Source organism: Xanthomonas sp. LMG 8993, assembly GCF_009835065.2.
In the GTDB taxonomy this organism is placed as follows: Bacteria; Pseudomonadota; Gammaproteobacteria; order Xanthomonadales; family Xanthomonadaceae; genus Xanthomonas; species Xanthomonas arboricola.
In genome coordinates this window covers 44,479-69,244 of the sequence record NZ_QVIF02000003.1, presented here as the reverse complement: position 1 = coordinate 69,244, position 24,766 = coordinate 44,479, and the positions used below count along the sequence as shown (strand labels likewise).

Annotated in this window: 26 protein-coding genes and 3 tRNA genes; 10 read left to right on the top strand and 19 right to left on the bottom strand. The window is 63.4% G+C overall.

Going from position 1 to position 24,766, the window contains the following annotated elements:
• Positions 1-86: 86 nt before the first annotated feature.
• Positions 87-506 (top strand): hypothetical protein, encoded by a 420-nt coding sequence (locus tag DYQ94_RS06595; protein WP_047130165.1) that lies wholly within the window; start codon positions 87-89, stop codon positions 504-506.
• A 319-nt stretch (positions 507-825) separates the two neighbouring features.
• Here the strand turns inward: DYQ94_RS06595 and lpxH are convergent, their stop codons facing one another.
• The 8 genes from lpxH to DYQ94_RS06555 all read right to left on the bottom strand — a co-directional run bounded on the left by lpxH (position 826) and on the right by DYQ94_RS06555 (position 11,326).
• Positions 826-1,569, bottom strand: coding sequence for a UDP-2,3-diacylglucosamine diphosphatase (gene lpxH / locus DYQ94_RS06590; protein WP_016902232.1), 744 nt, complete (start codon positions 1,567-1,569; stop codon positions 826-828).
• Positions 1,570-1,725: 156 nt separating this feature from the next.
• Positions 1,726-2,268, bottom strand: coding sequence for a phosphatase PAP2 family protein (locus DYQ94_RS06585; RefSeq protein ID WP_024938413.1), 543 nt, complete (start codon positions 2,266-2,268; stop codon positions 1,726-1,728).
• Entirely contained in the window at positions 2,249-3,385 is a 1,137-nt protein-coding gene (locus DYQ94_RS06580) for a glycosyltransferase family 4 protein (protein WP_047128239.1), read from the bottom strand. The genes DYQ94_RS06585 and DYQ94_RS06580 overlap by 20 nt, the downstream gene beginning before the upstream one ends.
• 216 nt (positions 3,386-3,601) lie before the next feature.
• On the bottom strand, positions 3,602-5,122 hold the full coding sequence (gene ppx, locus DYQ94_RS06575; RefSeq protein WP_024938415.1) for an exopolyphosphatase: 1,521 nt from the start codon (positions 5,120-5,122) through the stop codon (positions 3,602-3,604).
• 63 nt (positions 5,123-5,185) lie between these two features.
• On the bottom strand, positions 5,186-7,288 hold the full coding sequence (ppk1, locus tag DYQ94_RS06570; RefSeq protein WP_104590471.1) for a polyphosphate kinase 1: 2,103 nt from the start codon (positions 7,286-7,288) through the stop codon (positions 5,186-5,188).
• A gap of 122 nt (positions 7,289-7,410) precedes the next feature.
• Positions 7,411-8,739 (bottom strand): phosphate regulon sensor histidine kinase PhoR, encoded by a 1,329-nt coding sequence (gene phoR, locus DYQ94_RS06565; RefSeq protein WP_016902237.1) that lies wholly within the window; start codon positions 8,737-8,739, stop codon positions 7,411-7,413.
• A 77-nt stretch (positions 8,740-8,816) separates the two neighbouring features.
• Entirely contained in the window at positions 8,817-9,506 is a 690-nt protein-coding gene (phoB, locus tag DYQ94_RS06560; protein WP_002806631.1) for a phosphate regulon transcriptional regulator PhoB, read from the bottom strand.
• Between the two features lie 173 nt (positions 9,507-9,679).
• Positions 9,680-11,326 (bottom strand): M48 family metalloprotease, encoded by a 1,647-nt coding sequence (locus DYQ94_RS06555; protein ID WP_485130024.1) that lies wholly within the window; start codon positions 11,324-11,326, stop codon positions 9,680-9,682.
• 148 nt (positions 11,327-11,474) lie between these two features.
• On the opposite strand from DYQ94_RS06555, the gene grxC reads away from it, so the two are divergent.
• From grxC to DYQ94_RS06540, 3 genes are all read left to right on the top strand, one after another.
• Complete coding sequence (grxC, locus tag DYQ94_RS06550) at positions 11,475-11,783, top strand: glutaredoxin 3 (protein ID WP_024938418.1); 309 nt, start codon at positions 11,475-11,477, stop codon at positions 11,781-11,783.
• Positions 11,780-12,175 (top strand): carboxymuconolactone decarboxylase family protein, encoded by a 396-nt coding sequence (locus tag DYQ94_RS06545; RefSeq protein WP_046345833.1) that lies wholly within the window; start codon positions 11,780-11,782, stop codon positions 12,173-12,175. The genes grxC and DYQ94_RS06545 overlap by 4 nt, the downstream gene beginning before the upstream one ends.
• A gap of 360 nt (positions 12,176-12,535) precedes the next feature.
• The gene (locus DYQ94_RS06540; protein ID WP_005998180.1) at positions 12,536-13,543 is read left to right on the top strand and encodes an isocitrate dehydrogenase; all 1,008 of its coding nucleotides are present in this window, start codon (positions 12,536-12,538) and stop codon (positions 13,541-13,543) included.
• Between the two features lie 118 nt (positions 13,544-13,661).
• Here DYQ94_RS06540 and DYQ94_RS06535 read toward each other — a convergent pair whose 3' ends face one another.
• Entirely contained in the window at positions 13,662-14,423 is a 762-nt protein-coding gene (locus DYQ94_RS06535) for a Bax inhibitor-1/YccA family protein (protein ID WP_039523860.1), read from the bottom strand.
• 152 nt (positions 14,424-14,575) lie between these two features.
• On the opposite strand from DYQ94_RS06535, the gene DYQ94_RS06530 reads away from it, so the two are divergent.
• From DYQ94_RS06530 to DYQ94_RS06520, 3 genes are all read left to right on the top strand, one after another.
• Positions 14,576-14,652: transfer RNA gene (locus DYQ94_RS06530), tRNA-Pro, on the top strand.
• Positions 14,653-14,694: 42 nt separating this feature from the next.
• A tRNA-Arg gene (locus tag DYQ94_RS06525) sits at positions 14,695-14,771 on the top strand.
• Positions 14,772-14,802: 31 nt separating this feature from the next.
• A tRNA-His gene (locus DYQ94_RS06520) sits at positions 14,803-14,879 on the top strand.
• A gap of 36 nt (positions 14,880-14,915) precedes the next feature.
• Here the strand turns inward: DYQ94_RS06520 and DYQ94_RS06515 are convergent.
• The 5 genes from DYQ94_RS06515 to DYQ94_RS06495 all read right to left on the bottom strand — a co-directional run bounded on the left by DYQ94_RS06515 (position 14,916) and on the right by DYQ94_RS06495 (position 19,179).
• Positions 14,916-16,118 carry a tyrosine-type recombinase/integrase gene (locus DYQ94_RS06515; protein WP_237474895.1) on the bottom strand — a complete coding sequence of 401 codons (1,203 nt, stop codon included), beginning with the start codon at positions 16,116-16,118 and terminating at the stop codon, positions 14,916-14,918.
• Positions 16,119-16,188: 70 nt separating this feature from the next.
• On the bottom strand, positions 16,189-16,593 hold the full coding sequence (locus DYQ94_RS06510; protein WP_160954690.1) for a helix-turn-helix domain-containing protein: 405 nt from the start codon (positions 16,591-16,593) through the stop codon (positions 16,189-16,191).
• 807 nt (positions 16,594-17,400) lie between these two features.
• A complete protein-coding gene (locus tag DYQ94_RS06505) occupies positions 17,401-18,312 on the bottom strand; it encodes an ATP-dependent DNA ligase (RefSeq protein ID WP_160954689.1) in 912 nt (303 codons plus the stop codon).
• 130 nt (positions 18,313-18,442) lie between these two features.
• Positions 18,443-18,709, bottom strand: a complete 267-nt coding sequence (locus tag DYQ94_RS06500; protein ID WP_160954688.1) for a hypothetical protein — start codon at positions 18,707-18,709, stop codon at positions 18,443-18,445.
• Between the two features lie 155 nt (positions 18,710-18,864).
• Complete coding sequence (locus DYQ94_RS06495; protein WP_160954687.1) at positions 18,865-19,179, bottom strand: hypothetical protein; 315 nt, start codon at positions 19,177-19,179, stop codon at positions 18,865-18,867.
• 69 nt (positions 19,180-19,248) lie between these two features.
• Between DYQ94_RS06495 and DYQ94_RS06490 the strand changes: the two genes are divergently transcribed.
• Both DYQ94_RS06490 and DYQ94_RS06485 read left to right on the top strand, forming a co-directional pair.
• Positions 19,249-20,148 carry a hypothetical protein gene (locus DYQ94_RS06490; protein ID WP_160954686.1) on the top strand — a complete coding sequence of 300 codons (900 nt, stop codon included), beginning with the start codon at positions 19,249-19,251 and terminating at the stop codon, positions 20,146-20,148.
• Between the two features lie 38 nt (positions 20,149-20,186).
• The gene (locus tag DYQ94_RS06485; protein WP_160954685.1) at positions 20,187-20,639 is read left to right on the top strand and encodes a hypothetical protein; all 453 of its coding nucleotides are present in this window, start codon (positions 20,187-20,189) and stop codon (positions 20,637-20,639) included.
• A gap of 11 nt (positions 20,640-20,650) precedes the next feature.
• On the opposite strand, the gene DYQ94_RS06480 is transcribed toward DYQ94_RS06485, so the two are convergent.
• The 4 genes from DYQ94_RS06480 to DYQ94_RS06465 form a co-directional block, all read right to left on the bottom strand.
• Positions 20,651-21,283: an antirestriction protein ArdA gene (locus tag DYQ94_RS06480; protein WP_160954684.1), complete on the bottom strand. Its 633-nt coding sequence runs from the start codon at positions 21,281-21,283 to the stop codon at positions 20,651-20,653.
• Positions 21,280-21,468 (bottom strand): hypothetical protein, encoded by a 189-nt coding sequence (locus DYQ94_RS06475; protein ID WP_160954683.1) that lies wholly within the window; start codon positions 21,466-21,468, stop codon positions 21,280-21,282. The genes DYQ94_RS06480 and DYQ94_RS06475 overlap by 4 nt, the downstream gene beginning before the upstream one ends.
• A 188-nt stretch (positions 21,469-21,656) precedes the next feature.
• Positions 21,657-21,818, bottom strand: coding sequence for a hypothetical protein (locus DYQ94_RS06470; RefSeq protein WP_015462918.1), 162 nt, complete (start codon positions 21,816-21,818; stop codon positions 21,657-21,659).
• On the bottom strand, positions 21,815-22,051 hold the full coding sequence (locus tag DYQ94_RS06465; RefSeq protein ID WP_184429037.1) for a hypothetical protein: 237 nt from the start codon (positions 22,049-22,051) through the stop codon (positions 21,815-21,817). Before DYQ94_RS06465 ends, DYQ94_RS06470 begins: the two co-directional genes overlap by 4 nt.
• Positions 22,052-23,504: 1,453 nt before the next feature.
• Here DYQ94_RS06465 and DYQ94_RS06460 point away from each other — a divergent pair.
• A complete protein-coding gene (locus tag DYQ94_RS06460) occupies positions 23,505-23,768 on the top strand; it encodes a hypothetical protein (protein ID WP_160954681.1) in 264 nt (87 codons plus the stop codon).
• Positions 23,769-24,362: 594 nt separating this feature from the next.
• Here the strand turns inward: DYQ94_RS06460 and DYQ94_RS06455 are convergent.
• Positions 24,363-24,761: a winged helix-turn-helix transcriptional regulator gene (locus DYQ94_RS06455; protein ID WP_160954680.1), complete on the bottom strand. Its 399-nt coding sequence runs from the start codon at positions 24,759-24,761 to the stop codon at positions 24,363-24,365.
• Positions 24,762-24,766 lie beyond the last annotated feature (5 nt).

The window sequence follows — 24,766 nt, the reverse complement described above, 5'->3', positions numbered from 1 at the left end:
CTTTGCCGCTACACGCAGGCGCAGTGATCGCGCAGACTAGAGGCACTGCCGGCAGCTGCCGGCGTGTCCTGCGGAGCGGAGCACCCATGTCCAAGTCCCTGCGTTATGCGGCGCTGTGCCTGGCCGCGCTGGCAGTTGCCGGCTGCAAACAGCAACCTGCCGACCCGGCCCCTGCGCCACCCAAACCGGCGGTGTCCGCGCCGGCAGCCACGACCGCCAACGATGCCCGCGCCCGCGCGCTGGATGTGCTGGAAACCCGCCTGCAGAACGACCATTTCTATCCGGACAACTGCATCAGCATCGTCGACGAAGACGACGCTGAGCCCGCAGCGGATGCGTTCGACTTTGCAGTGCGCGAGCGGCATGGCAACGAGTGCCCCGGCGACCCGCAGACCAACCCGGTGCGCGATCGTTTCCGCGTGCAGGCCGATGGCACGGTGCTCTGGTACGACATAGTCAACGCCGACTTTGTCGACTACGCCGAGCATGCGCGCAGCATGCAGTGATGCGTCTGGAGACTGCAGGGACCGTGCGGTTGCGTACATCCCCGTCGCCTTTCGGGACGGTCATAGTCGAGCCGTTTCGTCACCCTTCCATCGATGGGACTGGACCGGTGGTTGACTAGCAGGCTGGCGCGATCAGGCGTGCCGACAACGCGTCAAGCTGCATTCCAGCACGGGTGAACAGCACACCGAGGGCGCGCAGGCATGATCTCGAAACCACGGCGCTCACCTCCATGTGCCCATCGCGGTCTGTCGCTTGCAAACGGGTGCCAGGCGAGCGGCCTGCGCCGAGCTGGCCGCTCGCTAGCTGCTGACAGCCACGTTAAAGCGGCAACTGCTCCAGCGACACGCCGTCGGCATCCACATGCAACACCGAGCCTTGTTCGTACCAGTCGCCCAGCACGATGCGTGTGCAGGTCTGGCCGCCGGCCTGCAGGGTGTGGATTGCAGGGCGATGGGTGTGACCATGGATCAGGCGATCCAGGCCATACCGCACGAAGGTGGCCTCCACCTCGGCCGGGGTGACATCGGTGACGGTCTCGAAGCGCGATTGGTCGCCCTGCTTGAGTTCTGCATGACGCGCCTGGCTGGCAGCGCGCGCCTGCTGCGCGAAGGCCACCCGCGCGGCCAGCGGCTGCGCCAGGAACTGCGCCTGAAAGACCGGATCGCGCGTTTGCGCACGGAACGCCTGGTAGGCGGTGTCGTCGGTGCACAGCAGATCGCCATGCATCAGCAAGGTCGGATGCCCGTACAGATCGACCACGGTGGGGTCGGGCAGGATGCGGAAGCCCGCGCGTTGCGCATACGCCTCGCCGACCAGGAAGTCGCGGTTGCCCGGCATGAAGAACACCGGCACGCCGCTATCGGCCACCGCATGCAGCGCCACGGCCACCGCATCGGCAGCGGTCGATGGCGTGTCATCGCCGATCCAGGCTTCGAACAGATCGCCAAGGATGTAGAGCGCGTCGCTACCGGGCACCTGCGTGCGCAGGAAGTCCAGAAACAGCTCGGTGATCGCCGGCCGGGCCGGATCCAGATGCAGGTCGGAAATGAACAGGGTCGTCATCGCGCCATTGTACGGCGGGAGCGCGGGACGGGAATCGGGAATGGGGAATCGGTGGAGCGCTGCATCGCGGAGCGAGTGCCGGGTGAACGGCTGGCTGCGGCAACGAGAGGATCGCTGGCCTGGTCGGGCCAACGCAGCGATGACAGGGCTTGCTCCTTACCCCAACAACACCGGCAATCCCCACAGCGACAGGCTGGCCAGCAGCACGCCGATCGCAGTGGCAGCGAGGACATCGCTGGGATAGTGCAGGCCCAGCACCACGCGCGATAGCGCCACGCCGGCCGAGAACGGCACCAGCAGGGGCGCCAGCCACGGGTAGTAGGCCAGTGCCACGATGCTGAAGGACACCGCGTGCAAGGTGTGGCCGGACGGAAAACTGAACTCGTCCAGCGGCGCCACCCAGGCGCGGATGCGCACGTCGGCCGCGTACGGGCGTGGCCGACGCGTCCAGCGCTTGAGCGATTTGTACAAGGTCAGCGCGAGCACGCCGGTGGCGGCCATGTGCGCAGATGCGCGCACGCCGTCCATGCCGTCGAGCAGCACCAGCAAACCCATCAGGCTGTACCAGAACACCCCATCGCCGAGCCGGCTGATGGTGGCGAATGCGCGCCGCACCGGGTGGCGACGGCACCAGTGGTTGGCGCGCCGGCACCAGCGCGCTTCGTGACCGCGCAGAAGTTCAAGCCGCGTTGCCGACATAACGCCCCCGTGCCGCAGTGATGCCCATCAGCAAGGCCTCGAAGTCGGAGACCACGTTGTCCGGATGCAGTTTCTTCATCGCCTGTGCGGCCGCCGCACCCTGGCGCTGGCGCATCGCATCGTCGTTGGTGAGTGCGACGGCCGCCTGGATGAACGCCTCGTCGTTCTCCACTGCCGCACCGCTGTGGCCGCTGCGCAGATACTCGCGTGCGGCGCCGTAGTCGAAGGCCACGGTGGCCACACCACTGGCCATCGCCTCCAGGGTCACGTTGCCGAAGGTCTCGCTGCGGCTGGGGAACAGGAACAGATCGCCGCTGGCGAAGTGGCGCGCCAGCGCCTCGCCGCGCTGGATGCCGCAGAAGATGAAGTCCGGATTCTCGTGCGCGATTTTTTCGCGTGCCGGGCCATCGCCCACCCAGACGAAGCGCGCCTTCGGGCGGATCTGCTGCAGCTTGCGGAAGGCGCGAATCGCCAGCGGCAGGTTCTTCTCGTTGGCGATACGTCCGACATAGATCGCGGCGAAGCCTTCGCCCTCGATGCCCCATTCGGCACGCAAGGCCGGATCGCGCCGGGCCGGATCGAACTGCTGGCTGTCCACCGCGCGTGCCAGCAACTGCACGCGCTGGAAGCCGCCGTCGCGCAGGAACTGCTGCAGCTCGCGCGTGGGCACCAGGGTGGCCTCGGCCTGATTGTGGAAGCGGCGCATCCAGCGCAGCGCAGTGCCCTGCAGCCAGGCGGCACCGTAGTCGGGCAGGTACTCGTCAAAGCGGGTATGGAAGCCGGTGGCGACCGGAATACCGAGCCGGCGTGCGGCACGCATCGCCGACCAGCCCAACGGGCCTTCCGTGGCCACATAGACCGCATCCGGTTGCGTGATTTGCCAATGACGAACGAGGCGTTGGGTTGCCGGCAACCCGAATTTCAGGCCCGGGTAGCGCGGCAGCGATGCGCCGCGCACCAGCAGGGCGGTGGCCGCATCGGTATCGCCGCTCTGCCGTGGACGCACCACGTCCACCTGGTGTCCGCGTGCGCGCAGGCCGGTTTCCAGCCCGTGCACGGTCAGCGCAACACCGTTGACTTCGGGGGGATAGGTTTCGGTAACGATCGCGTAGCGCATGCCCGTTCTCCGGTTTTCGCTAGCTTCCGGGAGGGCGATGGCATGGATGTTGCGCGGATAAGTCGCGGCGGTGACAAGTGCGACGGAATTAGGAATTCGGGATTAGAGATTCGCAAAAGCGGTCTTCACGCATCTGGGCGAATACGCGATACATCACGTGCCGCGGTCAACGAATCCCGAATCCCGAATCCCAAATCCCGCCTGAGGCCGCAGGCCTCAGGTCACAAACGGTTTGAACGCGATCCCCAGCCCGGCCATGCTCTCGACTTCGCCGATCAGGTCGGCGCGCAGCAGCGGGCGCGAGTCGATCCAGCTTTGCGACAGGATCAACGACAGGCGGGTGTCATCGGCGGTGAGTTCCAGGGTCGGAATCGGGTCCGATTCGTGTGCGCGGTGCAGCAGCACCGCTAGCCGCAGCAGCGCGGCCTTGCGCCGGGTCGGCAGCAGCAGGCGGTCCGGCAGCGCATCGAACGCGGTCTTGGGCACGTTGCGCCGGTGCGTGCGCACCAGCGATGCCAGCACCTGCTGCTCCTGGCGCGAGAAACCGGCGATGTCCGAGTGCTCCAGGATGTAGCTGCCGTGCACGTGATACTGGCTGTGCGCGATGATCAGGCCCAGCTCGTGCAGGCGCGCAGCACGGCGCAACACCTGCGCGTCGTCGCCATCCAGCTGCCAGGATTCGCAGACCTGGTCGAACAGCCGGCAGGCAGTGGCTTCCACGCGCTGCGCCTGCACTTCGTCGATGCCGTAACGTTGCACCAGCGAGGCCACCGAGCTGTCGCGCGGGTCGTTCTCGCCACCGCGGCCGAGCATGTCGTAAAGGATGCCTTCGCGCATCGCCGCCTTGCTGACCATCAGCTTCTCCAGCCCCAGGGCCTGGAATGCCGCTTCCAGCACCAGGATGCCGCCAGCGATGATCGGCCGGCGTTCGGCGGCCAGGCCGGGCAACTGGATGTCCTCGATGCGCTTGGCCTTGAGCAGTTCATCGCGCAGCGCCGGCAGCGCCTCGGCGGTGATTGCGCCCTTGGTGAGCTTCATCGCCGCACAGATCTCGCCGATGGCCTTGTGCGTGCCGGACGAGCCGATCGCCTCGTGCCAGCCCAGCGCCTTGTACTGATTGGCGAACTGCTGGAATTCGGTGCCGATCTCGGTCAGCGCATCCTTCCATTTCTTCTTCGACAGCTTGCCGCCGGGAAAGAAGCGGCGCGTGCTGGCGATGCAGCCGGCCTGCAGGGACTCGCGTTCCAGGGTCTGGAATCCGCGGCCGATGATGAACTCGGTCGAGCCGCCGCCGATGTCGATCACCAGCCGGCGTTGATCGGGCTTGGGCGGTTGCGCATGCGCAACGCCGAGATAGATCAGGCGCGCTTCCTCGCGTCCGCTGACCACTTCGATCGCATGCCCGAGCGCGGTTTCGGCCGGCATCAGGAACGCCTGTGGCGAGCGCAGCTGACGCACCGTGTTGGTGGCCAGCGCGCGCACGCGCAACGACGGCACTTCCCGGATGCGCTGGCCGAAGCGCGCCAGGCATTCGAGCGCGCGCTGGCGCGCTTCGTTGGAGAGGCCACCCTTGCCATCCAGGCCGTCGGCCATGCGCACGGTTTCGCGCAGGCGATCAACCACGCGCAGCTGACCCATCAGGTAGCGCGCAATGACCATGTGGAAGCTGTTGGATCCTAAGTCGATGGCGGCGAGGAAATCGCCATCGCGCAGGGGCGGGATCGTGGGGGAGGGCATTGGCATGGGCGCATGGTAGCCGATGGGCCGTTGGCCCCGTGAGGGGCCACGCCCGCGCCGCTTTCAGATCCGCTCGAGCAGGGTCATCTGCGCCGAATGGGCAGGCTCGCCAGGGCCCGGGATGCGCTTGTGATAGACGCCGTCGGCATCCAGTTCCCAGGCGTTGACGTTGTCGTCCAGGTAGTTCTGCAGCACTTCGCGGTAGACGCGCTTGGCCAGATCCGGGTCCAGGATCGGGAAGCAGGTCTCCACGCGCCGCAGCAGGTTGCGCTCCAGCCAATCGGCGCTGGCGCAATACAACTCTGCCGCGCCATCGTTGCCGAACCAGTACACGCGGCTATGTTCCAGAAAACGCCCCACGATCGAGCGCACGCGGATATTGTCGGACACGCCGGGAACGCCCGGGCGCAGCGTGCAGGCGCCGCGCACGATCAGGTCGATCTGCACACCGGCTTGCGAGGCGGTATACAGCGCACGCACGACCTGCGGCTCGTTGAGGGCATTCATCTTGGCGATGATGCGGCCCGGGCGGCCGTTGCGGGCCAGCCGCGTTTCGCGCTCGATCCGCTTCAGCACGCCGGCGTGCAGGGTGAAGGGCGACTGCAGCAACTGCTCCAGCTTCATGCGCGGGGCCAGCCCGGACAATTGCTGGAACAGCATGTGCACGTCGTTGCCGATTTCCACATCCGCGGTGATCAGGCTGATGTCGGTATACAGGCGCGCGGTGCCGCTGTGGTAATTGCCGGTGCCCAGATGCACATAGCGTTTGAGCTTGCGTCCCTCGCGGCGCACGATCAGCAGCATCTTGGCGTGCGTCTTGAAGCCGACCACGCCGTACACCACCTGCACGCCGGCTTCCTGCAGCTTGTCGGCCAGGCCCAGGTTGGCCTCTTCGTCGAAGCGCGCGCGCAGCTCCACCACCACGGTGACGTCCTTGCCGTTGCGCGCGGCCAGGATCAGCGCATCGACGATCAGCGAGTCCTTGCCAGTGCGGTACAGCGTCTGCTTGATCGCCAGCACGTTCGGGTCGACCGCGGCCTGGCGGATCACGTCCAGCACCGCGGTGAACGCATCGAAGGGGTGATGCAGCAGCACATCGCCCTTGCTGACGATCTCGAAGATGCCGTCGTTGTCGCGCAGGGTGCGCGGATTGAACAACGGATACTTCAGTTCGGGGCGCTGCACCAGATCGTAGACCTGGGTGACGCGGCTCAGGTTGACCGGCCCGACGATGCGGTACACCGCGTTTTCGTTCAGGCCGAAGTTCTGCAGCAGGGTGCGCATGATCGGCGCCGGGCAGTCGTGCGCGATCTCCAGGCGCACCGCCGGGCGATAGCCACGGGTGACCAGCTCGTCGCGCAGGGCCAGCGCCAGGTTCTCGACTTCTTCCTCGTCCACCACCAGCTCGGAGTTGCGGGTGACGCGGAACTGATACGAGCCCTTGACCTGCATGCCGGGGAACAGCTCGTCGACGAACTCGGACAGCACCGAGGACAGGAACACGAAGCTCTGCGCGCCCTCCGGCGACAGGCTCGCCGGCAGCTGGATGATGCGCGGCAACGAGCGCGGCGCACGCACGATGGCCAGATGACCGGCGCGCCCGAATGCGTCCTGGCCCTCCAGCACCACCACGATGTTCAATGTCTTGTTGAGGATCTTCGGAAACGGATGCGCCGGGTCCAGCCCCAGCGGCGACAGCACCGGCATGATCTCGTTGCGGAAGTACGCCCGCAGCCAGCGCTTCTGACGCGAGGTCCAGGCCGTGCGGCTGAGCACGGCCACGCCGGCATCTTCCATCGCCGGGCGCAGCACTTCATTCCACGCGTGGTACTGCTGTTCGACCAGCTTGGCGGCGCGGTCGTGTACCGCGTTGAGGATGGCGGTCGGGCTCAGGCCATCCGGCGCCGGCGGCAGGCCGAACTCCTGCGCATGCCGCACGGTGGCGGCGCGGATCTCGAAGAATTCATCCAGGTTGGTGCAGGAAATGCACAGGAACCGCAGCCGTTCCAGCAATGGCACCTGCTCGTCCAACGCCTGTGCCAGCACCCGGAAATTGAAGTCCAGTTGCGACAGTTCCCGGTTGATGTACAGCGCCGGATCGCGCAACGGATCGGTGGCGATGTCCTCGGAAGGTGTGACGTCGTGCAGTTCTTTGGCGTGGCCCATTGGAATCGGTCATCAAGACGGAGATGGTGTGCGGCGTGGCAGCGCGCCAGAGGCAGCGCAGGCGATGTAGCGCGTCGTGCGCGCGTGCATCGCACCGCGGTGCGGCGCGCACCTCTTACATATCACGCCGAACGTGACAGTGGCAGGGACTGATCGCGCTGCACGACGCGCGCAGCGACAAAATGGCATGAGAATTCGCTCCCGCGTCCGACTTCGCTTTCGATTTCCAGGCGCGCCTGGTGCAGCCCCAGGATGTGCTTGACGATCGACAGCCCCAGCCCGGTGCCGCCGCTCTCGCGCGAGCGGCTGCTGGAGACTCGGTAGAAGCGCTCGGTGATGCGCGGCAGATGCGAGGCGGGAATGCCGTAGCCGGTGTCGCGCACCGCCAGGGCCGCGCCATCGCCTTCGCGCACGAAGCGGATCGTCACCGTGCCGCCGCCGGGCGTGTAGCGCACCGCGTTGGTGACCAGGTTGGAGAAGGCGCTATGCAATTCCTTGTTGGAGCCGAGCAGGTCCACGCCGGCCTCGTCGAACACCTCCACGGTGTGGCGGCCCTGGCTGTGCGCTTCGGCCTCGCGCCGCAGCGTCGACAGCATCGGCGCCATCGCCACGTGTTCCTCGCCGAGTTCTTCCTGCGATTCCAGCCGCGACAGCGTCAGCAGGTCTTCGACCAGTTGCGCCATGCGCTGCGACTGCTTGCGCATCTCGGCCAGCATCGGGCCCGAATCGGGAAAGTCTTCCGGGTCGAGCATGTCCAGATAGCCGTGCACCACCGTCAATGGCGTACGCAACTCGTGCGAGACGTTGGCCACGAAGTCGCGGCGCACCTGCTCCAGCCGCAGCAGCTTGCTGACATCGCGTGCCACCAGCAGCCAGTAATCGTCGGAATAGGGGATCAGGCGCAGGTTCAGGCGCAGGTCCGGGTCCACCGGCGAGGCGGCGTCGAGCATGGGTTCGGCATTGCGGCCGGCCGCCAGCCAGTGCGCCAGCGGCAACGGCTGCAACCGCTCCACCACCGACACGCCCATGTCGCCCGGATGATGCAGCCCCAGCAGTCCGCCCGCGGCCCGGTTGAACCACTGCACGCGCTGGCTGTTGCGATCCACCACCACCACCGCATCCGGCAGCGCCTGCGCGGCGGCGCGGTAGGTGCGCAGCATCTCGATCAGGCGACGCTTGCGCCCGCGCATTTCGGCCTGGCTGCGATAGAGCAGACGATCCAGCTCGTTCCAGGCGCCGATCCCGGCGGCGGGCTCGGCACGCTGGCGCGCGGTCAGGCGCTGCAGCACCTGGCGCAGCCGCCAGTAATGCCAGGCCAGCACCCCCAGCGCGGTCAGCGTCAACGCCATCCACACATGCTCGATCAGCACGCCGACCAGCACGGCAGCGCCCAGCAACAGCGCGAGAGTGCCGAGCGTCTTGAGCCAGGCGGAACGGATATGTTGAGGCATGGAAGGCGTTACCACGGAGCGTCAGGTGGGCGTGCGAGCCAGCCCAGCGGCAGGGCCGACCGGCTGTGCGGCAGGCACTAGGTTGCCGAAGAGAAACGGTAGCCCGAGCCACGCACGGTCTGCACCATGTTTTCCAGGCCGAACGGCTCCAGCGTCTTGCGCAGGCGGCGGATGTGCACGTCGATGGTGCGCTCTTCCACATACACGCTGCCGCCCCAGACATGATCCAGCAGCTGGGTGCGGGTATACACGCGCTCGGGATGTGTCATGAAAAAGTGCAGCAGGCGGTATTCGGTCGGGCCGATCGGCACCGGTGCGTCGCCGGCAAACACCCGGTGCGCGGCGCCGTCGATGCGCAGGCGGCCCACCGCCACGCTGCCGTCCTCGTCGTCCTCGCGGGTGCGGCGCATCACCGCGCGGATGCGCGCCAGCAACTCGCGTGCCGAGAACGGCTTGACCACGTAATCGTCCACCCCGGCTTCCAGGCCACCGACGCGGTCGTTCTCTTCGCCGCGTGCGGTCAGCATGATGATCGGAATCTCGCGGGTCAGCTGTTCCTTGCGCCAGCGCCGTGCCAGATCCAGCCCGCTGGTGCCTGGCAACATCCAGTCCAGCAGGATCAGGTCCGGCACGCGGTCGGCGATGGCGGTCTGCGCCTCGCGGGCATCGCCGGCATGGATGGGTTCGAACTCGCCTTTGCGCAGCGCGAACGCCACCATGTCGCGGATCGCGGGTTCGTCGTCGACGATCAGAATGCGTTTTTGCACGCGGGGCTTACCGTCTGGCTTTGGTTGATCGCCAGTAGACTACGGTTTTGTGACTCTAATGTGACATGCCTGACGACAGCCGCCGCGGCCGAAGCGGCCTGTGCCGCTGGCAGGCGCGGTGTTGAACCCGTCGACACACGCCCGAATGACCATTGTGCCAACCGTCACATGCGCTAGCGCGTCGACAGATCCGGGTCGCGGATGCCTTGCCGGCGCAGCTCCAGCACGGTCGGCGTGATCGCTGCGATGCGTGCATCCACCCGCGCCCGTGTCACATAGTCGAGATCTTTCTTCTTCAGCGCTTCCAGCTGGATCAGCGCCTGTTCCGGGCGTCCGTTCAAGTACGCAGCTTCGGCATAGGCCTCGCTGGCGCGCAGATGGTCGCCGGACAGCTCGCAGGCGCGTGCGTAGGTCTGCTGCAACAGGGGATCTTCGCTGCTGCGATGCAAGAACGGCTCCAGTACCTGGCGCGCGCGCTGGCCGGACTCCTTGCTGGCCTGCTCGTTGAGCGCGCCGGCATAGGTCAGCGCCACCGCGCGGTTGTTCGGCAGTTGCTTGAGCAGCGCGTCGAAACGCGCATTGGCCACCTCGCGCTGGCCCACCCGCGCCTGCGCCTCGCTCAGCCCCAGCGTCAGCCACAGGTTGTCGGGGTGCGCCTCCAGCAGGCTGGTCATTTCGGCCACCGGCTCGCCGGGCCGCCCGCCGCTGTTGCGCAGGCGTGCCAGCGCCAGCCCGTAGCGCTGCGGATCAGTCAGGCCGTGCTTGGCACTGCGGCGCAGGGTCTCGTATTCGCGGATGGCCGCATCCGGCGTGGTGGCGCTGAGCACGCGCAGGCGTTCCTTGGCCCAGTCGAAGTTCTGCTGGGCGCCGCTGCGGCTCAGCGCATCCACCGGCAGCCGCAGCGCATATGGCAGCAGCGCGTTGCCGTTGCGGCTCAGCGGTTCGGACAGCGACGGGTCGGCCGGGTCCACCCGTTCCTGGCGCGTGCCGCCCGGCACCGAGGTGGTCAGCACCACGGTGTTCTTCTTCATCTGCTCGGCGCGCGCCTTGGCCTCGCTGATGCGGGTGACAGTGACCGGGTGGGTCTGCAGAAAGTCCGGCGCGCTGTAGCCGCCTTCGTTGGCGCGCATCGCCACCGACATGCGCTCGAAGAAGCCGGCCATCGCATCCACGTCGTAGCCGCTGCGCACCAGCGTGCGGATGCCCAGCCGGTCGGCCTCGGATTCGTTGGAGCGGGTGTAGTCGATCTGGCGCTGCTGCATCAGCCCCATCGCACTGGTGATGCCGGCCATGGTGGCATCGCCCTTGGAATTGCCGCCGGCCTGTTGCGCGGCGACCACCGCCGCCAGCATGCCGAGCAGGATCGGGATCTGGTCGCGCTGCGCCCGTTCCACCCCGCGCAGCACATGCTGCTGGGTGACGTGGGCGATTTCGTGCGACAGCACCGCGGCCACCTCGTCCTCGCGCTCTGCGGTCAACACCAGCCCGGCATTGACCGCGATATAGCCGCCCAGCGTGGCGAAGGCGTTGATCTGGCGGTCGCGCAGCATGAAAAACGTAAACGGCTGCTGCGGCTGGTCGCTGTTGGCGCCGAGCCGGGTGCCCATGGTCTGCAGCCAGTCGGTGATCAGCGGGTCGTCCAGCACGTAGTCGTAGTTGCGCAACTCGGCCAGCATCATCTTGCCGTACTCGGCCTGGCGCGCCGGGGTCAGCAGCTCGCCGGCAGACGAGCCGATGTCGGGCAGGCGGTTTTCCTGCGCGGGTGCCACCCCCATGGCAACGGCCAGCGTGAGGGCGGTGGCGAGCGATAGCAGGCGCAAGTGGAACTCCCAGGTGGTGCGCGGAGCATGCAGGCAGCACGGCGCGATGGCGTGAATCATCGGTTAATCCACAGTGTTGCGGTGACGACATGGAAATTCCAGTCGCCCGGTACCATTGTCAGACCTCAGACCAACCACGGAGTTTCCCGTGAGCCAAGACACCAACGTGCAGGATGCGGCCGGCGGCCCGCAGATCACCCTGTATTCCTCCGCCATTTGCCCGTACTGCGTGGCGGCCAAGAACTTCCTCAAGAGCAAGGGCCGGACCTGGACCGAGGTGCGCATCGACCTGGACCCGGCCGAGCGCAACAAGATGGTTGCGCTGGCCAAGCGCACCAGCGTGCCGCAGATCTTCGTCGGCGACGTCCACGTGGGCGGCTACGACGACATGATGGCGATGCACCGGGCCGGCAAGCTCGAGCCCTTGCTGGCCGGCAACACAGGCGGCCAGGCATGAGCGAGACCGGCAGCGGCAGCGACGACCGGCTGCGCGAGTTCACCGAATTCCGCCAGCGCATGAACCAGCGCATCCTGGCCGAGCCGAACCAGGTGGTGCGCCGGTTCTTTGCGCTGGACACCCAGACCTACCAGGCGGGCGCGCTGGATGTGAAGACCAAGGAACTGCTCGGCCTGGTCGCCTCGATGGTGCTGCGCTGCGACGACTGCATCAGCTACCACGTCGCCCAGTGCAAGGAGGCCGGCGTGACCCGCGAGGAATTCTTCGAAACCTTCTCGGTCGGCCTGGTGGTAGGCGGCTCCATCGTCATCCCGCATCTGCGTCGCGCGGTGGACTTCCTCGACCAGCTCGACGGCGGCGCCCCGGCACCGGAGCAGCACGCGCACGGGTGATTGGGGCGGGAGTGGTGATTCGGGATTCGGATTCGTAACGGCGGGCGAGGGCGCGTGCCGCCTGTTGTTGGCGGCTTTGCGTTGAGGTGGTCCGATTTGGGCACCGGCCGCTGGCTGGGACGGCAGGTGCTTTCAGGCAACTGCACCGAAGTTGTGCCTGCAGGCGGTGGTAAACGCGGCCGTTTCTGCGGCCATTCGCTGCACCGAATGGCCGCCGTGTGCAGCTGGGGGGCTCTTAGACCAAGGTCGGTTTGGGCGCCTTCACCGGCATCGGGCATAATTGCCTGTGAAACCTCCTTGCGCCGCTCTGCCGGGTATTGCGGCTGGCGCTCCCCCCTTCAAGTTCGGAAACCCAACGTTATGACGCAGACAATCACGGTCATCCGCGGCGACGGTATCGGCCCGGAGATCATGGATGCCACGCTGTTCGTGCTCGACGCGCTGCAGGCTGGCCTGACCTACGAGTACGCCGACGCTGGCCTGGTCGCGCTGGAAAAGCACGGCGATCTGCTGCCCGAGTCCACCCTGGCCTCGATCACCAAGAACAAGGTGGCCTTGAAAAGCCCGCTGACCACCCCGGTCGGCGAGGGCTTCAGCTCGATCAACGTCGCCATGCGTCGCAAGTTCGACCTGTACGCCAACGTGCGTCCGGCCAAGTCGTTCCCCAACACCAAGTCGCGTTTCGCCGATGGCGTGGACCTGATCACGGTGCGTGAGAACACCGAAGGCGCCTACCTGAGCGAAGGCCAGACCGTGTCCGAGGACGGCGAGACCGCGTTCTCCGGCGCCCGCGTCACCCGTAAGGGCTCCGAGCGCATCGTGCGCTACGCCTTCGACCTGGCCCGCGCCACCGGCCGCAAGAAGGTCACCGCGGTGCACAAGGCCAACATCATCAAGTCGACCTCGGGCCTGTTCCTGAAGGTGGCACGCGATGTGGCCACGCAGTACCCGGAAATCGAATTCCAGGAAATGATCGTCGACAACACCTGCATGCAGCTGGTGATGCGTCCTGAGCAGTTCGACATCATCGTGACCACCAACCTGTTCGGCGACATCATCTCCGACCTGTGCGCCGGTCTGGTCGGCGGCCTGGGCCTGGCCCCGGGCGCCAACATCGGTGTGGACGCGGCGATCTTCGAGGCCGTGCACGGCTCGGCGCCGGACATCGCAGGGCAGGGCAAGGCCAACCCGTGCGCGCTGCTGCTGGGTGCCGCGCAGATGCTGGACCACATCGGTCAGCCGCAGAACGCCGAGCGCCTGCGCGAAGCGATCGTGGCCACCCTGGAAGCCAAGGATTCGCTGACCCCCGACCTGGGCGGCACCGGCAACACCATGGGCTTCGCCAAGGCCATCGCCAGCCGCCTCTGAGCGACACGGCGACAGCAAAAAAAGAAAGGGCGCCCAGGCGCCCTTTCTTCTGCTCGAAATCCGGATGTTCGAGGAAACCGCTCTTACGAATCCCCAATCCCGACGCTCGATTCCCCGCTCAATTCCGCGACTGCAGCTTCGACAGCAAGCGCAGAAACTCGATGTACAGCCACACCAGCGTCACCATCAGGCCGAACGCGCCATACCACTCCATGTGCTTGGGAGCGCCCTGTTCGACACCGCTTTCGATGAAGTCGAAGTCCAGCACCAGGTTCAGTGCAGCCACCACCACCACGAACAGGCTGAAGCCGATGCCGATCAGGCCAGAGTCGTGGATGAAGGGGATGCGCACGCCGAACAGGCCCAGCACGATGGTCGCCAGATACACCAGCGCAATGCCGCCGGTGGCTGCCACCACGCCCAGCTTGAAGTTCTCGGTGGCCTTGATCATGCCGCTGCGATAGGCAAACAGCAGCGCGAACATGGTGCCGAAGGTCAGCAGGACCGCCTGGAACACGATGCCGTTGAAACGCGCCTCGTAGACTGCCGAGATCGAGCCAAGGAAGAAGCCTTCCACCAGCGCGTACAGCGGCGCAGTGACCGGGGCCCAGGTCGGCTTGAAGCTGGTCGCCAGTGCGAACACCAGCCCGCCGATCGCGCCGGCGATCATGTACAGCCGCGCGGCAGGCAACGGAGCGCCATCGGCCCCGATCGACTGCGACCAGGCGAAGGCGGCGGTGACCACCGCCATCAGCAACAGCAGGCCGGTCTTGTTGACGGTGCCGTTGAGCGTCATCGCCTGACCATCGCGGGTGACTACCGAGCCGGAGCCGAGGTCGAGGAAGGTGGATTCCCGAAGGGCGGGATTGCCGCTACGCATGCGTGTTCTCCATGAAATGTAGATGCCTGCCGACTTGGCGAGCGATGCCGCGAGGATACCGGATCGTCCGATTTACACAGAGTGATTGACAGCAAGCCCAATCATTCCCAAAATAGCCGACCTTTCCAGCCTTCGGGATTGAAAGGTCCCGCCGGGGTATAGCGCAGTCTGGTAGCGCGCCTGCTTTGGGAGCAGGATGTCGGGGGTTCGAATCCCTCTACCCCGACCATTCCGAGCTCTTGACGGCGTGGGAATGCGAAGTTCGGTCCGGGCGCCCGTAGCTCAACCGGATAGAGCACCGGCCTTCTAAGCCGGCGGTTACAGGTTCGAGTCCTGTCGGGCGCGCCATCGGCGGTGCGGTAGGAAGTAGGTTTCAGTGGTGGCTGTAGCTCAGCTGGTTAGAGTACTGGATTGTGATTCCAGATGTCGGGGGTTCGAGTCCCCTCAGCCACCCCACTGATTCCCCTTGTTTCGACCTAAAAAGCTCTAGTTTCAATGGGTTACTGTCGGGTCATCCCGATATTGGGATAGGTTGCAGTCCTGGATTGTTCCCACATCTGGGATAGGTGACGCACCATTCCACCCGTCTTGCAGTGCACTTAGCGCTCGCACTTTTGTGTCCACCAACACCTTCGCGTAGATGGCCGCAGTGGTCTCAATCTTGGTGTGTCCGAGCCACTCTTGAACCAACTTCAGATCACCCGTACGAGCGAGTAAGCGGGTCGCGCAAGTGTGCCGCAAGCAGTGAGGAACGCACTCTTCTTCCCTCGCTAGGTTGGTCGTCGCTTTTGCCATGTTCCATAGCTCGGTGCCTCGCTGCCTGCGCAGTCCCGAAAATGGGCCATCTCCTCCCAGTGCACGTCGCCGCTTGAGTACATCGACCACGCGAGCTGTGCAGGGAATCGTGCGAATCCTTCCTCCCTTCTGCTCTTCCTTGCGCCAGAACTTGACGCCTACAACGCCTGGCATGAGGTCCCAGTCGATGTCCCGCCAGCGCACTTTGAGCGCCTGGGAGAACCGACAGCCAACGTCTGCCAAGAAGGTGAAGCAGTCAACGAAGTCCGATGCGTCGCGCGAGACCTGGTTGCCGCCGAGCGGGTTGTCCGGGCGTTCGTCGAGCTTGGCGATTGCATCGAACATCACCCGCTCATCTTCCGCAGTCAGCACGAACTGGCGAGCGTTGTCGCCCTCCTTGTGCGGCTTCCACCTGGGGAGGTCCTTCGGGTATTGCTTGTGCTGCTTGGAGTACGCCAAGACGTGCATCAGCGCGAAGAGCTTACGGTTCACCGTGGCAGGCGCGTTCTCCTCTTCGTCGAGGAGGTGGTCTGCAAGGTCGCGGACCTTTTCTTGGTCGATGAAGGCAACTGGCGTATCCGCGCCCAGAAATTTCTGGATCATGCGGCAGTTGGTGGCATAGGTGTCATTGGAGGACGCCGTCCCCCAGCCGCCGTCTTCGCGGTCCTTGAGGCACCTGTCGCATGCTTCTTTCAGCGTCCAGGCTCGGTCTTCGCTGCGGCGATCCTGGATGGCGGCAAGACGTTCGCCGCGGAGGATGCGTTTGAGTTCCAGCGTAGTGACTTCGGGGTCGTCGCGTAACGCGTCGATGATGTTCTGCTCCTTACGGAGCGCTAGATTCTTGTCGCGAGTTCCTGTGGATAGCCGCTCTCGGCGATTCCCCACTTGCACGTCGATCATGTAATAGCGACGGTCGGCCTCCCCGGATCGGGGGGCCGTGCCCTTGAGTCGTAGTGGCATTGCATCTCCATCATGCGGATTTCGCCGAACGCACGGCGCGCTTCTGCAGCGCCTCGTTGACGCGATCAGTGAGGGTTGAAAGATATTGAAGACCCTTGGGGGTCATGTGGAGGAGGTTGCGGCGCGGATATAGCGGGTCGGCCTGCTGCTGGATGAATTCCATGCCGCTGGGCTGATCGCCCGGCTTGAGCGTCTTGCCGCGAAACGACCAATCCATGATGTGGCGGGAAGCTGCAGAAGGAGTCAGGTCTTTGACGTACTTCGTAATTTCTGACTGCAGGGTTCCCGGATGGTTGTACGTTGCAGTGAGGCAGAGAATCTTCGATGCCAGCAGTCCCGGCTCAACGTCTTGGCGAAGCTCGCCAAGAGCGATGTGGAGGATCTGCACGAGTTCTTCGGTGGTCAGCTGTGTCATGGAGACGGCTCCGTGTGAGCGTGGTGAGCGCGAAGCCGCATCCATCCTTCTTCGCGATTAAGGGTCATGTCCCTCAATTGCAATGATACCGATCCCGAGACCGATATACATGCAATTGTCGTTGAGCACGTCCATCCAGAAGCCTTTCTGGTTGGGCGTAGCCTCGATTAGGAAGAATCTTGGACGGCGGCAAAGCAGAGCAAGCAGGCTCTTCAAGGAGTTCACTGAGTCTTTCTCTCGTATCAAATTCAGGCCATATCGCGAATTAGGGTTATGTAATAGGTGTAGAACGATTCCAGGTGAGACCTCAGTGCAATGCTAAGTTAGTATCACTAGCAATTCTTGTGCCGATTGCGGCCGGCCGCCGTCAAGCGTGGGCAAATATCGCCAGAAATGGCAGCATGAGTAAGAGGAGAACTCCACCGCTGAGGAAGGCAAGGAATACTGTCTTCACGACCAGGATGCCGACCTCGCGTACTGCTTCCCCCGGCTTCACGGCTTATCCCCGGGCATCGGCCGACGTACTACCGTCAGCTCCCATGCTTCGCCTGCCGCTGATATCGCATGCAGCTGGACGGGCACTTCAGGTGCCGCCACGCGGGCTGCGGCGAGTGCATCGCTAATTGCAGTCAGAAGGTCGTTCCCCGTGTCGTGCGAAGTCGTGACCATACGCGCGGCGCAGCTCATAAGTCGGCCCCCTCGTCGTCGTCGTAGGTGTCACGTGTTGTGTCGCGGAGGCCGCTATTAGAGCGTCCAGTCATCTCACAGATGGAGACCAGCGGGCGTCCCCGGGAGTCGAGGATCAAGTCAATCATTTGACGCCTCCGCAGCAGGCTCGCCCAGGTCAATGCGCGCACGCATCCCCTTGAATGAGGGAAAGCGGGGCAGTTCCTTGGCGCCAACCGCGAAGTGCTGGTACTTCACCAACTGGCCTACATAGCTCTCCCGGTTGTCCCAGAAGTCCTTCGCGATGGTGGCGGTGAAGCCCGTGCCGATGTTGAATTCCTGCCTGGTCACGATGTCCCGGACGCGAAGAGCGCCGGCAGTGTCCAGCGGGGTCTTGTTGGCTTGGTGGCTGGAGCGCTCGGTGTGCCCCAGAGCGTTCTTGGTGGCCGGATTGTCGTTCCGTGTTCCTTGAACGACCTCCAGGATCTCCGCCTCGGCGTCCTCGAATCGCTTGAGCTTGAGCATGCCTTGCTCACGTGCTGTGCTCCGGCCTTGCTTGTAGAGGCCCTCGGGTGCTCGCAGGATGAGGCCCTCGTGGCCCTCGGCAAGCTTCACAGCCTCAAGCGCATCCAGTCCGTCCGGCGTCAGTACGAGGGTCTGCCTCACAAGAACCGTTCGCGGGGTCAACAGAAGCCCACTGTCCACGATGGCCGACAGGCGCTCCCTGAAGGTGCCCGGCAGCACGCGGTCGAACACGTAGAACCGCACATCAGGCTCTCCATACTCGCGCATCACGCCGCCGACCGTGACCCGGTAGCAATCCGGTGCGGTCGGCTGCCCGACAATCAGTTCGCCGTCGCAGCCCTCCAGCTCTGGGCGGCCAAAGGCCGACTGCACTGCCGGGTTCGGGATCGGCTTCATGGTACGCGACATGACTACGCCGTCGCGGACGATGCAGCGCACCCCGTCCAGCTTCTCGGAGGCGTAAAGCGGGAAGCGCAGCTTGTCCAACTCGGCGACGGCGGCCAACATCGGTCGAAAGGGTTTCGTCACGGGGTATTGCCTCCAGGCAGAACGATCCAAAAGGTCACGCAGGGCACCGGATTGATGCACCAGCGGCGGTTGTACGGAGACCAATGCGCGCCTACCCACGCACTGCCCCAGCGGAAGAGAAGGCCGGCTCTCATCGGGTCAGCGCCTCCGCCAGCAACTTCGCGTGAGCTTCGACCGCGCAGTCAGCGATCCAGCCGTCTATGTAGTGGCCTGCGTTGTCGTAGTAGTCCACCCAGCGGACCTCCCAGTGGTCGGGCGTTTCGCCAGGCCGAGGCGGCTCGGTGTATTCGGGCTCGCCGGAAGCGCCGCCGCGAGTGATGCGCGGTCCGTAGGCGAAGACCTTGCCGTCTGGTGCGTGGACTGTGGTGTCGGCGCGAGGGTCGAAGAAGCTGTTCATGCGACCCCGCAGGTGAGCGAGTTGGCTGGACAGCGGAGGAGGGTGCGCATGGCGAAACTCCTGTGGTTGAGGGCCGCGTGGCGGCGTGTTTTGGACATAGAAAAGGGCCGCTTTCGCGGCCCCTCATGTGGTCTTAGGGTCTGTTTTCGTGACGCCTAGAAGTCCAGATCGCCGTTTTCAGCGTTCCAGTCGGCGATGGCGTTGCGCAGGGAGGCGGGTAGTACATCCCGGTGACCGAAGCCCCCCTTGCTGCCTCTTCCCCACGGCTTGTTGCTTCGCGCTGCGATCCAGTAGAGAACATGACGCTTTGCTTGGTTCACGCTGCCCGCCTTGGCGCGGATCTGGACGCCATTCCAGCGGATAAGGATGGCCGCGTCGCATTTGCGGACGTACACCGGAATGCCTCTAGGAGGCATCCAGAGCGCCCAAGTGCGGGGTGTTTCAAGCCATTTGAATCCGTGAACATCCATTTCCGGATATTCTTGCGTGAGCGTCGCAAAGAGTGCGACCGGCTACCGGTACCCGAGGGGAGAGCATTGATGGAAAGGGCTGAGTTCTTAAGGCGCCGAAATAATTTATATGCTGGCTTGTCTAGCTTTCTGGCTGCAGCTTGCTTGGGGAGCGCCTTTGCATTGGGTGCTTTAAATTTCAGTAGCGAGCGGCCTATTTCGACCCCGGTGCTCGTCGCTTTCTCGGGATTGGTGCTGCTCGGGGTTACCGGGATCGGAGGAGTGCTTGCCCTTTACTTGAAAGGGGTATTTAACTTCGGTACGACGGTTACCATATCGACCAGCCAACAGGCTGTGGATCTAGAACTTCAACAGGCGGTGTCCGATTTGAAGGTGTACGCTCAGCAGCTACGGAATCGCGTTCTGCGCGATGCTGACGGCTCCGATGAGAATCAAGCTAGTGTGCTTCCTCCGGAAGCCAAGGCGTCACTCAACAAGGTTCATATTTACTACTCTGAGGCAGTTGCGGCGGCTCAGCGAAACATAAGCTATGTCGAGCGACGGAGTCAGGCCAGCCTAGTGATGGGGACTGTAGCTACGCTGTTAGCTTTTGTTGTGATCTGGGTCTTGTCAGTAAAGGGTAGTGCGATTCAATTTGACAGTTGGGCTTCGTTCGCGTTCCACTTCATCCCAAGGGCGACCCTGGCTATCTTTATAGAAATATTCGCATTTTTCTTCCTGCGCCTGCACCGCCAAAGTTTAAGCGAACTGCGAGCATGTAACACTGATCTGCGGGAGTTGTCCCTTAAATATGGGGCGATCGAATTAGTCTGGGACGCACCGGATGTTAGCGCAAGGCGTGTCATTGCAGAAAGTCTTGTCAGCAGAACTGCGTCGCCATCATTGCTGGAGGGAGCTGCTGCCGAAACAAAGATAAGCATGAAAGACGTGGCGGAAATTATTTCGGTGATAGCGAAGCGCGTTGAATAAGGGGTTATTATAAAATGATTTCGCTCGATGCATTTATAATGAATCTTAACGATGCCTTGCGCGCGTCTATGCCTACGGTAGTTGCCACTGCCGCAGTATGGATATCGTTTCAACAGTATAGAATCGCAGAAGCTAAGCTCAAGTTGGATCTATACGACCGGCGAATGGCTGTTTATGAAGGCTTTCGAGAATTACTAGAAGTGGTTACTCTGGACTCGATAGTCGCAGTTAACCTTGCAAAATTCCGGGCGTGTATTGGGCATGCTGAATTTCTCTTCGGTGTGGACGTGATTAAATTCTTGCGGACCGTAGAAGAGAAATACAAACGCTTGTTGAAACTATCCGGTAAAATGCGTTCGATTAAAGCAGGTACTTCGCAAGAAAGCCTTCAGGACGTTGAGCGCCAGTTTGACGAACAGCTAGATGAATTTTTGGAAATGGATCAAACCGGCTTTGCGGTGTTCCAACGATACCTGAGCATGCACAGCTAGTTGAGTCCCTGTCACACGGATCGGAAAAAATGGCCGCGATGTTCATAGAATTCGCCTCCTAAGTGCATGTCCCTGCCGTACGCTTCAAAGTCAAAATAACGGGCCAAGGCGTCGGGAGCATCTTGCAGCAGTCCGCCTTCTTCGACGCAGTGCTCCGCGAGGTCCGCCCAGCTATTGAATTCGCCAATGTAGCGCTCGCGGAAGGTATCGACGCTCTCGTCCCCCTCCACCTCGCAGAAGGCGTTGAAGGCTTCACGCTCGTCGTCGCTGAGGTCTTCCAGCTCCTGCAGCCGTACCACCAGAGCGGCCAAGTCGGGTTGTTCGGTGTCCCGGAAGCCTGCCGGCAGATCCTCGCTGTCGTGGACGGCCCATTCTTCGGCGCTGGGGACACGCCCAGTGCCCTTGCAGCGTTCGCAAGGGAGTGCCTGCCCGGTTGTGAGGCTGACGAAGTCCCGCTCGCCTGCGCAGACGGGACACTGCACGACCACGTTGGGATAGGGCGATTCGCGAAGCATCGCGGCAATCTCGCTCTGCACGTCGTCCAGGTCGTCCAGGTCGGTGGCGTATAGGTCAATCCAGCGCCCATGCAGGACGCCGTTGTTGTAGGAGGCCAAGCAGGCCACGTAGATGCGCGGATTGCTCATGCGGTGGCCCTCAGCGCTTCGCGGTACACCCGCAGCGCACTTGCGGCCGACGCAGCCGCATCCCTTCGGCGACGATGCAGCCACTCCTGACCGCTGGGGCAGCGCAGAAGCATCATTGAGTGGTGCTCTACGTCGCCTTCGTACTGCTCAATATCGCGTTCGATGATGCTTTGGTGCGATGTCATGTGGCCGTTCTCCGGGCAACAAAAAAGCCGCCCGGAGGCGGCTTGTGGGAATTTTCGGACAGCGCAATGCGTTGTCCAGTGATGTTCAAAGACCTGTGTGGTGCTAGGATTTACTCACCAGCCACCGGGCCGTAGGCAGCCCATCCGGTGTAGCGCTAGGGCAGCGCTCCTGCTGGTACTTCAGGCAGTCAGCCGAACAACTTAATGACCGCCGCGACCGCTGCAAAAAGTGCCGTCGTGACGACCATCGGATACCAACGAGTCTCAAGCATCAGCTTGTCCGACTCCCGGTTGAGTTTGCGAATCTCAGCGCGCAGCTTGGTGAGCTTCAAAGCGTCCTCCTCGATCATGCGGACGCTCCAGAGTTTACGTCCTGAATGCAGAAGTTCCACCCCTCGACCCGCAACCACTCCTGTTCGTCCGTGCACCAGGCGCGGAAGTGTCCGTCTAAGTCGGTGTCAGGGCGGATCAACAGGTGTAGATCGAGCGTCGCTGTCCTGGCGAATACTTCGCGAGTGAAGCCGGCCATGACTGCGGCATTGTCGCAATCCAGGCCCTCAGTGATCCCGTCGTGCTCAGCCATATGTGCGTTCTTCGTGTGCGAGCCGGGCTGCCACAAGTGCGCCCAGGGTGGGATAGATGCCAACCGCAAGGCCGTGGTGCCGCAGCAACCAACGGCCAACTATGCGCAGGCAGGTGTACCGCGCTCTTCTCGCCGGCCTCCCCATGCCGGCTTGAACTCTTCTGTGGTGCGTTTCCTTGTGCCTCGTCATGTCACGCTCCTTCGTGGGATTTGTGCCAGATATGGGATGCAATGGACAGAGCTTCGGTACGGCCGATGCTGGTCCGGTAGCACTCAAGTTCCCACCTCACGGTGTCCATGAGGCCGGCGTCGGGTGCAACGTAGGGAATAGCATCGTGTTCCATAGGGTTCTCCAGTGAATCAAGCCACTCAAACACCCCGTGTGACTGAGGCGCTTGAGTGGCCCGACTCTCCTGCGGTTTGCAGGATTGTCAGGCCGTGCCGGTTTCGGGCCAGTGCCGCTCTGCTGCCGCTGCGGGGTCGTCATGTGGGTGGGCGAAGGCAGAGCCATTCCCGTCCCGGACTTCCCGCAACGACGCTTCATCGCGCCTTAGCTGGTCCAGCCGCACCGTGTTATTTACGACCCCGTGCAAGGGTCGGAATGCAGCGAGAGAGCTTCCCGCCTTGTTGGCTGGCCGCCTCGGCGACCATGGGACATATCCTAAATTTGGTACGGTCCCGTTGTCAAGTTATTTCCCAATCTTGGGATGGTGTAGCCGCAACAACTGAGAGCACCCCGGAACCGTGCGGCTTCTAGCCGCCTTGGCCTTTTCCGGTTCCCCTGCGGTTGCCTCTCGGCGTAGTCGCAGGCCCTTGAAGGCCGCCCCAGTAGCGCATCGCACGGGCTGGGGCCGATTGAATCCGATTGCTTCTCCTAGCACCGCGCTGGGCGGTTCAGGGATTGCGTCGGCCGGTGTGGCTGGCCGATGGGATATAAGCTAGCTAAATTCCATATCTGGGTCAAGTCCTAAATTAGGGATTCACCGGAAGTGTGTGGACGGACACATAGCGGCAGGCACTATCCGCGTTGTGTTGGTCCTAAGTGAGTGAGCAGCCGGCGCACTAGATGTGGGGGTGTGCGCTAGGTAACGAGGCAGGCGGCAGGGCTGAGCAGGTGGCCGCAAGTGCTCGGCGAGTGCTCGCCTGTGGTCGAAGCAAAACGACAGATAGGGAAGGACAGACGCGAACACATGCGGAGCGCTTGAGAGCACCGGGTGTGCGCTATCGGTCCACAATCCGTGCGCGTGGGGCTGGCGCGTGGATAGGGAATCCAGCGCGATGCATCGCGAATCAACCACATAGCGCGAAAGGTGACGCCGGGAGGGACGGCAGGGCCGCTGCAGGGCGTCGAAAGGAGGAACCGCAGCTCGCCGCGGCCCCCCCGGAGGGGGGATTCGCGCGACGTTTCGGAGTCAGATACCCTCACGGAAATTTCTGACGGACATTTCAGCCCATGACCGACCCCGCTGATGAAGCAGTGCTACTTGCCCGCCACCTTTCGGGGCGGCTGACTTTGCTCAACCAGGCAATCGCCGCCTTGGTGGCCGAATCGCCCAACGAAGTCCGAGATAAGGTCCTCGCCACGATCACCCAGTTCGATCAGGACGCGGGCAAGCGCTTGATGAAAGAGACGGAAGCGACCCCTAGGGCGACCCTTGACGGGATTCGTCTGCAGGCAGACGGCCTTCTTAACGCCATCAACAAGCGACTGATCTAAAGCGGCCGTGGCGCGGAGGACCGCCCGTGGGCCTAGAGCCTGGAACGAGTCGCCGTGCGGGGCATACGGGCTCGTGCCCCTCAAGCGCCCTCAGAAGGCCCCACAGGAGCCCTGGTCGAGGCGTCAGGCTTGCACTCTACCCAGCCGGTAACGGCATCCTTCAGCCCATCCTCGCCGGGGTGGGCCTTGGTCACTCCTGCGCAGCTGAAGCCGTCGCCTACGACGATGATCTGGCCCTTGTCGGCGGTCACCAGCAGCCCCTTCGGGACCACTTGCGGTGTGCTTTGAGTGCAGCCGGCCGTGAGGCCGAGGGACAGGACAACTGGGGCGTACTTGAAGAGCACTGGCGGAGCACCGGAAGAGAACTAGAAGTGTTCTCCTAGAGTAACCCCTGTTGTGAGGTCTATAAGAACTCTCACAGAGGAACTGAAAGTGGAAACCTGCAGTTCTCTGTAGGTTATTTAGGGCGGCATAAATCTCATATGTGAGTCAAGATCCGCACATGCGATAAGTCCCACTCAGCAGCGTGGCCTCCCCCTCCCGTTCGGTTCACTTCGAGTGTCCGTCGGCCACCAGGCTCGCGCCGATTGCGCCTTAATGCTGGCTGTCGAATTCAAGCCTTGCCTTACGGAAGCGGTCGGCACTTTCAACGATCCAGGTCCATAAGGGAACCATGCGGACAAGAAGCTCCATGCCCGTATCGGTCAACTCGTATTCGACCCTCGGTGGTACTTCCTGGTAGTCCACCCGTAGGACTAGCCCGTCTCTTTCAAGCTGCCGCAGTGTCAGGGTCAGCATGCGCTGCGTGACGCCATGCATGCGCCGGCCGATCTCGGCATGTCTCAGTCGTCCGTAGACGCCAAGCGTGTGAATCACACCCAGTGACCAGCGGTTCCCAGCGTGCGCAAGTATCTCTCGCCGCAAACCGTCGTCGTCATCTCGCAACCCATCACAAACGGTCTGCGCGTACTGAAGAAGTTGTTCTTTGTTCATCTTCC